The sequence below is a fragment of the Xanthomonas cannabis pv. cannabis genome, assembly GCF_000802365.1.
Lineage (GTDB): Bacteria > Pseudomonadota > Gammaproteobacteria > Xanthomonadales > Xanthomonadaceae > Xanthomonas > Xanthomonas cannabis.
This window is the reverse complement of sequence record NZ_JSZE01000016.1, coordinates 17,999-32,733: the sequence shown is the minus strand read 5'-3', so window position 1 is coordinate 32,733 and position 14,735 is coordinate 17,999. Positions and strand designations below refer to the sequence as shown.

General features: G+C 67.8%; 11 protein-coding genes and 1 tRNA gene. 5 read left to right on the top strand and 7 right to left on the bottom strand.

The annotated features are described in order from the left end of the window. Window positions 1–278: 278 nt before the first annotated feature. Window positions 279–623, bottom strand: a complete 345-nt coding sequence (locus OZ10_RS03870; RefSeq protein WP_039563991.1) for a DUF3301 domain-containing protein — start codon at window positions 621–623, stop codon at window positions 279–281. A gap of 295 nt (window positions 624–918) precedes the next feature. Between OZ10_RS03870 and OZ10_RS03865 the strand changes: the two genes are divergently transcribed. Beyond that, window positions 919–5,313 carry a DEAD/DEAH box helicase gene (locus tag OZ10_RS03865; protein WP_039407810.1) on the top strand — a complete coding sequence of 1,465 codons (4,395 nt, stop codon included), beginning with the start codon at window positions 919–921 and terminating at the stop codon, window positions 5,311–5,313. Here OZ10_RS03865 and OZ10_RS03860 read toward each other — a convergent pair. Next, window positions 5,253–5,876 (bottom strand): DNA-3-methyladenine glycosylase, encoded by a 624-nt coding sequence (locus tag OZ10_RS03860; RefSeq protein ID WP_039407808.1) that lies wholly within the window; start codon window positions 5,874–5,876, stop codon window positions 5,253–5,255. The two genes, OZ10_RS03865 and OZ10_RS03860, sit on opposite strands and share 61 nt — an antisense overlap. Window positions 5,877–6,172: 296 nt before the next feature. Here OZ10_RS03860 and OZ10_RS23295 point away from each other — a divergent pair, with 296 nt between their 5' ends. Then, window positions 6,173–7,831: a methyl-accepting chemotaxis protein gene (locus OZ10_RS23295; protein WP_039563990.1), complete on the top strand. Its 1,659-nt coding sequence runs from the start codon at window positions 6,173–6,175 to the stop codon at window positions 7,829–7,831. Between the two features lie 11 nt (window positions 7,832–7,842). After that, the gene (locus tag OZ10_RS03850; protein ID WP_039563989.1) at window positions 7,843–8,352 is read left to right on the top strand and encodes a chemotaxis protein CheW; all 510 of its coding nucleotides are present in this window, start codon (window positions 7,843–7,845) and stop codon (window positions 8,350–8,352) included. Window positions 8,353–8,389: 37 nt separating this feature from the next. On the opposite strand, the gene OZ10_RS03845 is transcribed toward OZ10_RS03850, so the two are convergent. The 4 genes from OZ10_RS03845 to OZ10_RS03830 all read right to left on the bottom strand — a co-directional run bounded on the left by OZ10_RS03845 (window position 8,390) and on the right by OZ10_RS03830 (window position 10,565). Then, complete coding sequence (locus OZ10_RS03845) at window positions 8,390–9,478, bottom strand: GGDEF domain-containing protein (protein ID WP_039407802.1); 1,089 nt, start codon at window positions 9,476–9,478, stop codon at window positions 8,390–8,392. A 197-nt stretch (window positions 9,479–9,675) separates the two neighbouring features. After that, window positions 9,676–9,852 (bottom strand): hypothetical protein, encoded by a 177-nt coding sequence (locus OZ10_RS22670; protein ID WP_202902981.1) that lies wholly within the window; start codon window positions 9,850–9,852, stop codon window positions 9,676–9,678. A gap of 149 nt (window positions 9,853–10,001) precedes the next feature. Beyond that, window positions 10,002–10,077, bottom strand: a tRNA-Ala gene (locus OZ10_RS03835). Window positions 10,078–10,163: 86 nt separating this feature from the next. After that, complete coding sequence (locus tag OZ10_RS03830; protein WP_039407796.1) at window positions 10,164–10,565, bottom strand: H-NS histone family protein; 402 nt, start codon at window positions 10,563–10,565, stop codon at window positions 10,164–10,166. 219 nt (window positions 10,566–10,784) lie between these two features. On the opposite strand from OZ10_RS03830, the gene OZ10_RS20530 reads away from it, so the two are divergent. Both OZ10_RS20530 and ligD read left to right on the top strand, forming a co-directional pair. Beyond that, complete coding sequence (locus OZ10_RS20530; RefSeq protein WP_068835655.1) at window positions 10,785–10,961, top strand: DUF3606 domain-containing protein; 177 nt, start codon at window positions 10,785–10,787, stop codon at window positions 10,959–10,961. Window positions 10,962–10,974: 13 nt separating this feature from the next. Beyond that, a complete protein-coding gene (ligD, locus tag OZ10_RS03825; RefSeq protein WP_039563988.1) occupies window positions 10,975–13,557 on the top strand; it encodes a DNA ligase D in 2,583 nt (860 codons plus the stop codon). Between the two features lie 81 nt (window positions 13,558–13,638). On the opposite strand, the gene rnd is transcribed toward ligD, so the two are convergent. Beyond that, on the bottom strand, window positions 13,639–14,733 hold the full coding sequence (gene rnd / locus OZ10_RS03820; RefSeq protein WP_039410662.1) for a ribonuclease D: 1,095 nt from the start codon (window positions 14,731–14,733) through the stop codon (window positions 13,639–13,641). Window positions 14,734–14,735 lie beyond the last annotated feature (2 nt).

The window sequence follows — 14,735 nt, the reverse complement described above, 5'->3', positions numbered from 1 at the left end:
GCCGACGCGTGCCGGGCGTGCGATCGGCTGTGCGCATGCGCGCGGACGCATTGACCGCATCTGCGCGGGGAGACGAGGTAGAGCTGCCCTGATTGAGGGGGGGAGACGGATACCAGCCATTGCCGGTGAGCTCGCAGCCAATTGGCCGAACCGTTCCGTACGCCGTGCTGGCTGGCACAATGCGACCGACCGGCACTTGCAGCGCAGCGGGTTTCCGACGCGTCGTCGCGGTGTCAGATGTCGCTACGTGGAAGGATGCGCGCGGCGATCACGGCGCATCATTCCAGCCGCTCCTGCTCCGGATGCAGCGCGCGCACGGTGGCGACCTGCGGAGCGGTAAAGGCGATCAGCTGGTCGCCGCGCAGCACCAGCTTGCCGCTGTGGCGGTCGGCTCCGTCGTAGGAATATTCGAAGCGGAAGGTGCGCTCGAAGCCGAGCCATCCGTTGGGCATTCTGCAGATGCGGATGTTGGTGGAGTGCACGCTCTGATCCAGCCACTGCACATCGGCGGCGCGGCAGGCATTGCGGCCGAGGATATCGGCACGTTCGGCAGCGGCGCGCGAGGAGTTCCAGAACGCGAACAGCGCGGCGCCGGCAATCATGAAGAGAATGAGACTGGGCATGGCAGCCAATGTGCCATGGCGGGCGGCTGGACGACAATCCAGTGGTGCCGCCGCGTTGCAGGTGCGAGGACGCGACGACTTGGACGGCGCGCTTGTCCGCGCGTTCGGCATGAGGTCCTGAAATCCTTGCGCAAGCGATCGACTGTCGGTGCAGGACACAACCGCACTAAACCGTTCACGCGCTTGCGTGGGTCAGCCTTGCATGCACGGCATCGAACCCCCATCCAGTGCAGTCCCGCCGAGTTGAATCCGATCGCCGCGCGGCCGGTTGCCGTGGTGGCGTCGGGCACTGCCCATGCATTCTGTTCTGCAGCAATTCCATCCCGTTGTCGCTGCGTGGTTTGCGCAGACCTTTGCTGCGCCCACGCCTGCGCAGATCGCCGCATGGCCGGCAATCCAGGCCGGGCGGCATACGCTGGTGGCCGCGCCAACCGGCTCGGGCAAGACGCTCACTGCCTTCTTCGCAGCCATCGATGCATTGATCCGCGACGGACTCGAGCATGGCGGGATGCTGCCCGATGAGACCCGCGTGGTCTATGTGTCGCCGCTGAAGGCGTTGTCCAACGATATCCATCTCAACCTGGAGGCGCCGTTGCAGGGCATCCGCGCGGCGCTGGCCGCCAGTGGCCTGCCGGATGTGCCGGTGCGCACGGCGGTGCGCACCGGTGATACCCCGCAACGCGAGCGGGCGCAGGCGCGGCGTGTGCCGCCGCATATCCTGGTGACCACGCCGGAGTCGCTGTACGTGCTGCTGGGGTCGGCCTCCGGCCGCAACGCGCTGCAGCATGTGCGGACCGTCATCGTCGATGAAATTCATGCGGTTGCCGCAGACAAGCGCGGCAGTCACCTGAGCGTGACACTGGAGCGGCTGCAGCGGCTGGCCGAGCGGCCGATCACGCGGGTTGGGCTGTCGGCCACCCAGAAGCCGATCGAGACGGTGGCGCAGTTCCTGGTTGGCGTTGGTGAAGACGGCGCGCCGCCGCCCTGCGAGATCGTGGACATCGGCTACACGCGCGCGCGCGATCTGGCGCTGGGGTTGCCGCCGACCCCGCTGAGCGTGGTGATGTCCAACGACCAATGGCTGCAGGTGTATGCCGAAGTGGCTGCGCTGGCGCAGAAGCATCGCACCACGCTGGTGTTCGTCAACACGCGGCGCATGGCCGAGCGTGCGGCGCGGCACCTGGGCGATCTGTTGGGCAAGCAGCGGGTCGCCGCGCATCACGGCAGTCTGTCGCGCGAGACGCGCCTTCTGGCCGAGCAGCGCCTCAAGGCCGGCGATCTCACCGTGCTGGTGGCGACCGCCTCGCTGGAGCTGGGGCTGGATATCGGCGATGTCGATCTGGTGTGTCAGCTCGGCTCGCCACGCTCGATCGCCACGTTCCTGCAGCGTGCGGGCCGCTCCGGGCACAAGGTCGGCGGCACCCCGAAGGCGCGGCTGTTTCCGCAGACCCGCGACGAGCTGGTCGAATGCACTGCCTTGCTGGACAGCGTGCGCCGCGGCGAACTGGATGCCTTGCGCATTCCGCTGGCGCCGGTCGATGTGCTTGCGCAGCAGATCGTGGCCGAAGCGGCATGCGAGGACTGGGACGAGGATGCGCTGTTTGCGCTGATGCGCCGCGCCTGGCCGTTCGCTCGGCTGAGCCGCGCCGCCTTCGACAGCGTGGTGCGGATGCTGTGCGAGGGTTTCAGCACCCGGCTGGGCCCGCGCGCCGGCTATCTGCATCGCGACGCGGTGCATCGTCGGCTGCACGCACGTCGCGGCGCGCGCATGACGGCGCTGACCTCCGGCGGCACCATTCCGGAAACCGGCGATTACAGCGTGGTGCTGGAGCCGCAGGCCGAGAAGATCGGCACGGTGAACGAAGATTTCGCAGTGGAAAGCCTCACCGGCGATGTGTTCCAGCTCGGCAATGCCAGCTACCGGATCCTGCGTGTGGATGCAGGCCGCGTGCGGGTGGAGGATGCCCGCGGGGCGCCACCCAATATTCCGTTCTGGTTGGGCGAGGCGCCTGGCCGCAGCAATGAGTTGTCGGCGGCGGTGTCGCGCCTGCGTGGCGAGATCGCGGCGCGGCTGGACAGTGCCCCGCAGCAGCGCGCGCGTGACTGGCTGTGCGAGACCTTGGCGCTGTCTGCCGAGGCAGCGCAGCAACTGGTGGACTACCTTGCCCAGGCGTGCACTGCGCTAGGCGCCATGCCCACCCAGCAGTGCCTGGTGATGGAGCGTTTCTTCGATGCCAGCGGCGGCACCCAGTTGGTGATCCATTCGCCGTACGGCAGCCGCATCAACCGCGCCTGGGGCCTGGCACTGCGCAAGCGCTTTTGCCGCACCTTCAACTTCGAGCTGCAGGCCGCAGCGACCGAAGACGCCATCGTGCTGTCGCTGTCCACCAGTCATAGTTTTGCCCTGGAAGAGGTGGCGCGTTACCTGCATTCGTCGTCGGCCGAGCATGTCTTGATCCAGGCATTGCTGGACGCGCCGTTGTTCGGCGTGCGCTGGCGCTGGAACGCCACCAATGCGATGGCGCTGCCGCGGTTCACCGGCGGCAACAAGGTGGCCCCGCAGTTGCAACGCATGAAGTCCGAAGACCTGCTGGCTACCGTATTTCCGGATCAGGTCGCCTGCGCGGAAAACCTGGCAGGCGAGCGCGAGGTGCCGGACCACCCGCTGGTGACCCAGACGCTGGAGGACTGCCTGCATCAGGCGATGGATAGCGAGGGGTGGTTGCAGGTACTGCGCGGGCTGGAATCGGGAGCCATCCGCCTGGTGGCGCGCGATCTGGCCGCACCGTCGCCATTGGCGGCCGAAGCCTTGAACGCGCGTCCGTATGCGTTTCTGGACGATGCGCCGCTGGAAGAGCGGCGCACCCAGGCGGTACAGGGCCGGCGCTACACGCCGCAGAGCAGCGACGATCTGGGGCGCCTGGACCCGCAGGCCATCGCATCGGTCCGCGAAGAAGCGTGGCCGCAACCGCGCGATGCCGAAGAGATGCACGAGGCACTGGTCGGGCTGGGCGTGCTGCCGGTGGACGAGGCGTCCGATGCGCAATGGCAGGCCTGGTTGGCCGCGCTGGCCGCCGCTGGCCGCGCCAGCTGCCTGATCATCGACGCTGCGCCCGCGCTGTGGATCAGCGCCGAGCGCATCGAGTGGTTCATGCCGCTGTATGCAGGCGCCGTGGCGCAACCGCCATTGCAGGTGCCCGCCGATTGCCGGGTGCCCGACTGGGAACGCGACCGTGCAGTGCGCGAGCTGTTGCGCGGGCGGCTGACGGCTGTGGGCCCTGCGCAGGTGAGCGGGCTCGCCGGCGCCCTGCGCCTGCCCGAGGAGGAAATCGCCCTGGCGCTGCTGGCCTTGCAGCGCGAAGGCTATGTCATGGCCGGGCAGTTCAGTGCGCAGGCAGCATCGCAGGAGTGGTGCGAGCGTCACCTGCTGGCGCGCATCCACCGCTACACGCTGGGGCGGTTGCGGCGCGAGATCGAGCCGGTCTCGCAGCGCGACTACGCCCGCTTCCTGTTCGAATGGCAGCATCTGGACAGCGCCAGCCGGGTCGCGGGCCCGGATGCGCTGGCGGGCGTGGTGGGGCAGCTGGAAGGGTTCGAAGCCCCGGCCGTGCTGTGGGAAGGCGAGTTGCTGCCGGCGCGCGTGCGCGACTACCAGCCGGCCTGGCTGGACGAACTGTGCACCGCCGGGCGCACGGTGTGGGCGCGCCTGCGGCCCGGCGGCGGGCGCAGCGGCGCGGCGCTGCGGGCCACGCCCATCGTGCTGCTGCCGCGGCGTGAGGCGCAACGCTGGAGCGGGCTGGCGCGTGCGGCCGACGACGAGCCGCTGGGTTCGCGCGCGCAGCGGGTGGTGGAAGTCCTGCAGCAGCAGGGCGCGCTGTTCTTCGACGAAATTGCCGATGCCGCGCATCTGATGAGCACCGAGCTGGAAGATGCCTTGAGCGAACTGGTGATGCGCGGCCGCGTGCATTGCGACAGTTATGCCGGGCTGCGCGCGCTCCTGGTGCCGGCCTCCAAGCGGCCGTCGGCACTGTCGCGCCAGCGGCGTCGCGCCAGTGCGCTGGGCATCCGCGATGCCGGCCGTTGGGCGCCGGTCCGCGCGCTTGCGGAGTTGCCGCTGGCCGAGGCCGGCGAGCGGCATCAGGAGATGCTCGAACATGTGGCGCGCACGCTGCTTCGCCGCTACGGCGTGGTCTGCTGGCGGCTGCTCGAGCGCGAGGCGGCGTGGTTGCCGCCGTGGCGCGAGTTGCTACGCATGTACCAGCGCCTGGAAGCGCGTGGCGAGATCCGTGGTGGCCGCTTCATTGCCGGCCTGTCCGGTGAACAGTTTGCGTTGCCGGAGGCGATTGCCGCACTGCGCCGCGTGCGGGCGCAGGCTCCGCAGCAGCAGTGGGTCTGCGTGAGCGCCAGCGACCCGGCCAATCTGCTGGGCAGCCTGCTGCCCGGCGAACGCGTCGCGCGGGTACCCGGCAACCGCGTGGCCTCGCTCGATGGCCTGCCGATGGCGGTGTGGGCGGCAGACCGTTTCCAGCCACTGCAGGAACTCACGCCGGAACAGTCCGGGCAGGCCTTGCGCCTGCTGCAACGCGGGCCTGGTGCCGCCGAGCCGACGCCGATGGAGCAGTGGCTGGCTCAGTCGCCCGCCACCGGCGCACGGGTGCCGGTGACGCGTGGCAGCGGGCGCGACAGATAGGCACTGTCCGGGACCACCCAGCGCCAGGGCAGGTCGACCGCCTTGCGGATGCCGATGCGCGGCGTCGCCAACGGCACCGAAGGGGGCGGCATGCCGTCATCCTCCACCCACAGGCGTGCCGTGGCAGCAGTCAGGTCCAGCCCGTTGTCCGCCGCGGTTACGCCGAAGGCCTGCGCCAGGCGGCCGGGGCCGGTGGTCAACAGCCTGGCCGCTGCGGTGCCGCCACGCGCGGCCTGCATGGCCTCCAGCCCGGCCAGCGGCTGCAATGCGCGGATCAGCACCGCATGCCCGGGGGCACCGCCGCACACGGCGTTGATCGCCCAATGCATGCCGTAGATGAAATACACATACAGGTGCCCGGGGGCGCCGAACATCACCTGCGTGCGCGGGGTCATGCCGCGGAACGAGTGCGCGGCCGGGTCTTCGCTGCCGCAATACGCCTCGACCTCGGTGATGCGGCCGCGCCGGCCGTCTGCACTGACCAGCACCTTGTTGAGCAGGCAAGGCGCGACCTGGCGCGCATCGTGGGCGTAGAAGGTGCGGGGTAAGGGCGTGGACGACATGCGGCAAGCCTAGCGGCCGCGCCGTGATGTCCCTGCGGACTCTCCTGGACAGTTGGGCGAGCGGGGGTAGGGGTTTTCCGAATGGAGACGCGCAGGAGCGTCTGACCTGTCACAAAAGCGCATATCCAATCGGCTGAATAGGCGCGTTGGCGGCGCTCGCATCTCAAGCAGGTTTTGCCATCGCCGATAGCTATCAACGATTGGTTAGACGCGTCCGCATCCCTGTGATCGGCACGCCCAGCACGGTCGATTGCCATGCACTGCATGTCGCCCACGCATCACTTACGAGAACTCCAATGTTAGGCAACTTCAAAATCGGAACCCGGCTGATCGTGGCGTTTCTGATCGTCTCGGCGATCGGCGCATGCATCGGGTGGGTGGGCTATTCCAATTCCGGACGCATCAGCGACCTGTCGACCTCGCTGTACGAACGCGAGTTGCTTGGCTTGTCCAACGTCAAGGAAGCCAACATCAACCTGATCTATGCCGGCCGCGCACGCGCCAACCTGCTGCTGGCCAGCAGTGCGGAAGAGCGCCAGTCGCACGTGCAGAACATCGACAAGTACACCGCCAAGGTGGTCGATTACATGACCCGTGCACGCGGTAGCTTCCAGACCGAAGAGGGCAAGGCCAAGCTGGCGCAGTTCGACCGCGCGTGGCAGACCTATCTGGATGAGCGCGGCCGCTTTATCGAAGCCGCCAATCGCGAAGCATTGCGCGAGGCCAACCCGGAACTTGCCGCACTGTCGCGTGCGGTACGCGCCAGCTCGGACGAAGTGGATGCCTTGATGACCGACCTGAGCGGCCTGCGCGAACGCAGCGCGGCCTCGGCCAATGCGGAGACCGGCGCCATCCATGCACGCAGTTCCAAGCTGTTGATCGCCATCATCTGCAGCGGCGTATTGCTGGGCGCCGTGCTGGGCGTGGTGATCAGCCGCAGCGTCACCGGCCCGATCCGGCGCGCGGTCACCGTGGCCAACGGCCTGTCCGAAGGCGATCTGACCATGCAGATCGATGTGCACGGCCGCGACGAAACCGCGCAATTGCTCGAAGCGATGCGCACCATGGTGCAGAAGTTGTCGCAGGTGGTGGGCGAGGTGAATACCAGCGCCGAAACCCTGACCAGCGCCTCCGAAGAAGTCAGCGCCACCGCGCAATCGTTGTCGCAGGCTGCCAGCGAACAGGCTGCCGGCGTCGAGGAAACCAGCGCGTCGCTGGAGCAGATGACCGCCTCGATCAGCCAGAACACCGAGAACGCCCGCATCACCGACGGCATGGCCACCCAGGCCGCCAAGGAAACCATCGAAGGTGGCGAGGCGGTGGTTGCCACCACCCAGGCGATGAAGCAGATCGCGCAGAAGATCGGCATCATCGACGACATCGCCTACCAGACCAATCTGCTCGCGCTCAATGCCGCGATCGAAGCCGCACGTGCCGGCGAGCATGGCAAGGGCTTTGCGGTGGTCGCCGCCGAAGTGCGCAAGCTGGCCGAACGCAGCCAGGTGGCTGCGCAGGAGATCGGCGAGGTGGCCGGCTCCAGCGTGGAACTGGCCGACCGTGCCGGGCGCCTGCTCGATACCATCGTGCCCAGCATCAAGCGCACCTCCGACCTGGTGCAGGAGATCTCCGCCGCTTCCGAAGAACAATCCTCCGGCGTCAGCCAGATCAACTCGGCCGTGGTGCAGTTGAGCCAGACCACCCAGCAAAACGCCAGCGCGTCCGAAGAACTGGCCGCCACGGCCGAAGAGATGAGCGCGCAGGCCGAACAGCTGCAACAGAGCATGGCGTTCTTCCGGTTGGGCGGGCAGGGCACCGCAAGCACGCCGCCCAAACGCGGCAAGCAGGTGGCCGCACGCCCGGTCCGTGCGGCCGGTACCCGTGGCTGGCGCAGCAGCGCCGCGCCAGCCTATGCGATGTCCGAGGGCCCGGACGAAGGCCAGTTCGCCCGCTTCTGAGAGACCGATCGATGACCGCACAGACTTCCGATGGCATGCCGGGCGACGCCGACGCGGCCGCCCAGTACCTCACCTTTCAGCTGGACGGCGAAACCTTCGCCACCAGCATTCTCGGCATCCGTGAAATCATCCAGTACCGCGCGCCCACGCCGGTGCCATCGATGCCGTCCTGCGTGCGCGGGGTGATCAACCTGCGTGGCGCGGTGGTGCCGGTGGTCGATCTGCAGGCGCGGCTGGGGCGGGCCGGCGGTGCCATCAACAAACGCAGTTGCATCGTGATCCTGTCCACCGGGCAGGCGCAGGGCACGCAGGCGATCGGGGTGCTGGTGGATGCGGTCAATGCCGTGATCGAGCTGGCCGACCAGGACATCGAAGCGGCGCCGGCGTTTGGCACGCATATCCGCCGCGATCTGCTGCGCGGCATGGGCAAGGTGGGCGAGCGCTTCGTGGTGCTGCTGGACATGGAGCAGGTGCTGCAGGTGGACGAGATCGCCGGCACTGCCGACACGCTGGCTGCCTGAGCGGCGCAGATCACCGATACAGGAGCGGGCGCGACGCTCAGTCGTGCAACTGCCATCCGCTGAATCGGTGCACTCGGTTGCGTCCGTCGCGGATCGCACGCTGCAAGGCATGCCGGGCGCGTGCCAGCAGGATGCTGCTGTCCGGGGCCTCGCCCGCCGCCACGTCGACCAGCCCGACGCTGATGGTCAATGCACCGATGGGCCAGGTCGCCGCTTCGATGGCCTGCCGGATGTCGTCGGCGGCCTCTGAGGCGGCCGATGGCGAGGGACTGGCAAGTGCCACGCAGAAGCGGTCGCCGTCCAGCCGTGCCACGAGCGCGGAGGGCGGCAACCGAGTCTCGATCAGCTGCGCGGCCTGGGCCAGGGTCGCATCGGCCGCGGCCGCACCTGCCTGCAGCTTCTGGCGCTTGAAGCCGTCCAGATCGATCAGCACAAACCCCAGCGCGTGCTGCCCGGTCTCGTCTGCGCGCGTGGTCGCAAGGTCCTGCAAGCCGCGCTCCAGCCCGGCGCGGTTCCAGAGCCCGGTGCGTTCGTCGCGCAATGCGTCCAGCTCAACCAGCCTGGCCGCACGCCGCAGTTCGATGGTGTCCACCACCTGCCGGGCCAGTGCGCGCAGCGCGTCACGCTCGGCACCGGACAGACGCCGCGGCGTCCGGTCGAGCACGCACAGGGTGCCCAACGCAATGCCGTCGGATGTCAGCAGCGGAGCGCCGGCATAGAAGCGGATCTGCGGCTCGCCAGTGACCAGCGCGTTGTCGACGAAGCGCGCATCCAGATGGGTGTCGGACACTTCCATCAGCTGATCGGGTTCGAGAATGGCGTGCGCACAGAACGACAGCGTGCGTGGCGTTTCGGCCGGCTGCATGCCGATCCGTGACTTGAACCATTGCCGCTGCGTATCGACCAGCGAAATCAGCGCCATCGGCGTGCCGCACACGGCTGCTGCGTCGGCGGTGAGCGCGTCATAGGGCTGCTCGGCAGGGGTATCCAACAGCTGACAGGCGTGCAGCGCCGCCACACGCTCGTCCTCGTTGGCCGGTGCGCGCGCACCCAGCACCGCGCCGACCTCGCCCGGCAACAGGGTCGCGTGGATCAGATGCAACGCGGGCGCGTCTGGAAGCTGCATGCAAGGCCTTTGCAACAAGACGCCATCTAGGCGTGGAAATGTCGGCGGCAATGATCGCTGCCGTGGTGCGAGCCGGCCATCCGGCGGTCGCCGACCCCTTGGCGGTCAACGTTGTCCGGATCTTGCCACATCCCGGGGCCGCGGCAGGCGGCCTGGATCCCAGTCCGGCCGTGCCGCGGGCGATGAGGCTGGGTGGATCATTCGCCCTGGCCGGCGTTGCCCTTGGGGCGACGGCTGTGCTTGTCATGCACCTTGAGGTCCTCCTGGCCTGGGCGTTGCTTGGCCGCTTCGTCCTGCTCGCGCGACTCCTGGCTCTCGGAGACGCCACTGGCGTCGTCGGCGTCGGTGTCAGGTGGGCGCTGTTGGTTGCTCATGGCGTCGGCTCCGGTGTGTTGGTGCGGCGCACGTTAGCGCAGCGGGTGTGATCCCGGTGCCATGGCGGCGGCTGCCCGGCACGCACGCGGGGTGCCCCCATACGCAAGAGCCCCGGACGCGGACGTCCGAGGCTCTTGGTTTGATGCCGTGGTGGAGCGGAAGGGGATCGAACCCTCGACCTTCGCGATGCGAACGCGACGCTCTCCCAGCTGAGCTACCGCCCCACGTGTCTGGATTCTAACCACATGCCACCAGGTTCGCCAAGACAACCGGCAATTGACCGCGCCGCAAGGGCGCGATCCTGCACTGCTTACTCGCGTACCAGCGGGAACTTGAGGTCCGGGTTCTTGGCCTTCCATTCCTTGTACGACACCGAGCCTTCCCACGCGGCAAAGGCCTTCGGGGTACGGCCACGGCCGGACCAGGTCTCTCCGGTGTGCGGCAGTTCGTACTTCGGCTTCACTTCGCTGCGGCCGCTCTTGACCACTTCCTTGCGCGCAGCGGTGGTGCCCAGGTAAGCGGCGATGTCGTTGCGTTGCTTGGTGCTGAAGTGACCGGCGAACTGCTCGAGCAGCGAGACGATGGTGGCGTGCGCAGAGGATGCCTCGCTCGCGCGCTCGGTTTTCTCCTGTTCTTCCAACTTCTGCAGCTCGTCCAGCAACTTGGCTTTGGCTTGCGCGATGGAATCCAGTTTCGAAGAGGTATTGCTCACAGAGGTATGGCCTCGGAATAAAGAGTGGAGACGCCGCCGGGGGCGCGCGCCATTATGGCATGCGGCCCGGGGGCGGCCGCTGCGGGTGCGGTTGCTTGCACATGGCGTGAACAGGCCTTTCACGAGATCTGTTCGGCCGCTTTCGCATCGTCGTTGCAGGCGTTGTCCAGCTTACACGCACGCCAGCAAACCCGACCACGACGATACAGGAGCCAGCTGATGAGCGACGACAAACACAACACCGGCTCGCCCGACCGCGACCGCATCAATGTCAACGAAGCCTATGAGCTGCAGTACTGGACCAAGGCGCTGGGGGTCAGTGCCGACGAACTGCGCGCTGCCGTAAAACAGGTCGGCCCGGTCGCTGCCAGCGTGCGTGAGCATCTGCGGAAGTAGCCCCGGCGCCCCGATGAGCCTGAGCGAGTACCGCCGCAAGCGCCGCTTCGACAAGACCCGCGAGCCGGAGCCCGGCAAGACCGTGCCGGCCGGGCAACGCGCGATCTTCGTGGTGCAGCTGCACCACGCCAGCCGGCGTCATTACGACTTCCGCCTTCAGGTGGGCGATGCGCTCAAGAGCTGGGCGGTGCTGAAAGGGCCGAGCTATGACCCCAAGGTCAAGCGCATGGCCGTGGAGGTGGAGGATCACCCGGTCGACTACGCAGAGTTCGAAGGAGAGATTCCCAAGGGCGAGTATGGCGGCGGCCACGTGGCCCAGTTCGACCAGGGGGTATGGGCCACTGCTGGCGACCCCGAGGCGCAATTGGCCAAGGGGCATCTGCGGTTTGAGTTGTTCGGCAGCAAGTTGAAGGGCGGCTGGCACCTGGTACGGTCCGGCAAGCCGGCGCGGCAGCCGCAGTGGTTGCTGTTCAAGGAAGACGACGCCTATGCCGGCACGCTGGAGGCCGACGACCTGCTGGCCGATGTCGCTGCCGCGCCAGCCGCCGATGTGCGTCGCGCCGGTGCCGGCAAGGCCGGGCGCAAGGCACTTACGCACGTGCCTGCGCCGGTCGCCGGCAAGCGCCGGGACTGGGCGAAACAGGCGCTCGCCCTCAGCAACGCGCGCCGCGCCGAGCTGGCCGATGCGCCGTTCGAGCCGCAGCTTGCCAAGCTGGGCCAGGCGCCCCCCGATGGCGCGCAGTGGGTACACGAAATCAAGTGGGATGGTTACCGCATCCTGGCGACCGTGAGCGACGGGCAGGTGCGGTTGTGGTCGCGCAATGCGCTGGAGTGGACCGACAAGACGCCCGAAATCCGCGATGCGATCCAGTCGCTGGGTCTGCGCTCGGCGCAACTGGACGGCGAGCTGATTGCCGGGCGCGGCACCAAGCAGGACTTCAATCTGCTGCAGGCGACCTTGTCCGGTGAGCGCCAGATGCCGCTCGCGCTGGCAGTCTTCGATCTGCTGCATGTGGACGGCGTGGACATCAGTCAGGCGCCCCTGATCCAGCGCAAGCAACTGTTGCAGGAGGTAATGGCCGCCGCGCCGACGGCGCACCTGGCGTACAGCTCGCATGTGGAAGGCGACGGACAGCAGGCGTTCCGCGTCGCGGGCGAGCAGCATTTCGAAGGCATCATCTCCAAGCGCGCGGACCGCCCGTATCACGGTGGGCGCAGTGACGACTGGCGCAAGACCAAACAATTGGCCAGCCAGGAATACGCGGTGGTGGGCTATACCGCACCCAAGGGCAGCCGCACGGGGTTCGGTTCGCTGCTGCTGGCCACACCCGACCCGGTGCACGGCTGGCTGTACGTCGGCCGGGTGGGATCGGGCTTTTCCGATGCGCTGATGCGCGAGGTGACGCCGCAGCTGGAGGGCGGCACGCGGACACCCACCGCCCATGTGCCGACCGACGATACCGATCTGCGCGGCGCAACCTGGTTTGCGCCGCGGTTCGTGGTGGAGGTGTTCTACCGCGGCATCGGTGGTCAGCAGCTATTGCGGCAGGCCTCGTTCAAGGCGCTGCGCCCGGACAAGCACATTGCCGACCTGGCCGACAGCGATGCGGTCGGCGGTGCGGCGGCCGGTCTGCGCAAGACGCCATCACGCCGGTCCAAGGGAGCGCCTACGTCGTCGCCTGCATCGTCTTCGCCGCCCAGCGCGCAGAGCGCCACGTCCGCGTCGGCGGTGCCGGCGCTGTCCAGCCCGAGCAAGCTCATCTACCCGGATATCCGCGCGACCAAGGGCGACGTCTGGGACTACTACCAGGCCGTGATGGACCATCTGCTGCCGGAAATCGTCGGCCGCCCGCTCTCGATCATCCGCTGTCCGAACGGGGCAGAGAAGCCGTGCTTCTTCCAGAAACACCACACCGCCGGGCTGGAGCGCGTCAGTTCGGTCAGGTTGAAGGAAGACACCGGTAGCAATGCCTATTACCTGGTCGTGGACGATGCGCCCGGGCTACTGGAGTTGGTGCAGTTCAACGCGTTGGAGTTTCATCCCTGGGGCTCGCATGCTGCCCGCCCCGATGTGGCCGACCGGGTGGTGTTCGACCTGGACCCGGGCCCGGACGTACCGTTTGCCGAGGTCAAGCGCGCGGCGACCGATATCCGCAAGCTGCTGGCGCAGCTGGAACTGGAATCGTTCCTGCGCGTGTCAGGCGGCAAGGGGGTGCATGTGGTGGTGCCCCTGAACCCGGGCTGCGACTGGGACCTGACCAAACGCTTTGCCAAGGGCTTTGCCGATGCGCTGGCGCAGTCGGAACCGGAGCGCTTTGTCGCCACCGCGACCAAGCGGTTTCGCAACAAGCGCATCTTTGTCGATTATCTGCGCAACGGGCGCGGCGCCACGGCGGTGGCGTCGTATTCGCTGCGGGGCCGGCCGGGCGCACCGGTGGCCTTGCCGCTGCCGTGGTCGGATCTGCCCAAGCTGCACCGTGCCGACGCATTCACGCTACGCGATGTACCGGAGAAACTGCGCCGCCGGCGCAAGGACCCATGGGCAGACATGGACCATATCCAGCAGAACCTGGCACGTTGGGCGGCGCAGGATTGACGCCTGCCAGGGGATCGCAGGTGGGCCGATGCACGCAATGAAAAGCCCGCATGGCTGCGGGCTCTTTGCGTGAAGCCGATCTTACTGCGCGGCAGGATCGGCCAGCAGCGGCAGCAGCTGTGCTTCCAGCAGCTGCCGGCGCCATTGGCCCAGGGCCGCGGGCCAAGCGTGTTGCTCGATCAGCGTTTCAAGATGTCGCCGCGAAGCAAGCAGGCCGTCCGGTAGGCCCAGTTCGCGACTGCGCTGCGCCACGGCGTCCTGCAGGCGCTTGAGCACCGCCTTGTTTCCATCGGTGGCCGCTTGCGCCAGCGGGGCGCTGTCTTCGTCCGGCAGCGGCGTGTTGAGTGCCTCCCAGACCGCAGCGGCGAGCTTGCGCGGGGCCTTGGGGAACTTGTCGAACTGGCGCAGCAGCGCGTCCAGGTCCGCAGGCGGAAACCGCGCCAGCTGGCTGGCCAATTCGTTGTCCAGGATCCAGCTGCGCGGACGGTCGCTCTGGCGCGCCTGCAGATCGCGCCAGCGCAGCAGCCGCAGCAGCCGACGTTGCGCGGCCGGCTCCAGAAACTGCGCGGTGCGCAGGCTCACATGCGGCCAACGCTCGCCATCGTCGTGCTCGACGGTGGCGAGCAGCCGCTCTGCATCTTCGGCCAGCCAGCCCAGGCGGTGCTGCTCGGTCAGGCGACGGGTCAGCTCATCGTGCAGCGCAAACAGATAACGCACGTCGTCGGCGGCATATTCCAGCTGCGACGGAGAGAGCGGGCGGCGCATCCAGTCCGAGCGCGTCTCGCCCTTGGTCAGCAAGGTGCCGGTCACTTCCTGCACCAGTTTCTGATAGCCCATGCCGCCGCCGACACCGGCCAGGGCGGCAGCGATCTGGGTGTCGAACAGCGGCCGCGGCAGCACCCCGCACGCGCACTTGAAGGTGACCAGGTCTTCGCTGGCGCTATGCATCACCTTGACGATGTCGGTGGCCGTCAACCACTCCTTGAGCGCCGCGTTCATGCCCGGGATCAGCGGGTCGATCAGCAGGATCTCCTCGCCGATGGCCATCTGCACCAGCGCCAGCTGCGGCCAGTAGGTGCGTTCGCGAATGAATTCGGTATCCAGGCCGATGCGCGATGGGCGCGCTGCCTGCAGGCGCTCGGTCAGCTCGGAGGGGTGGGTGATCCAATGGGGCACGT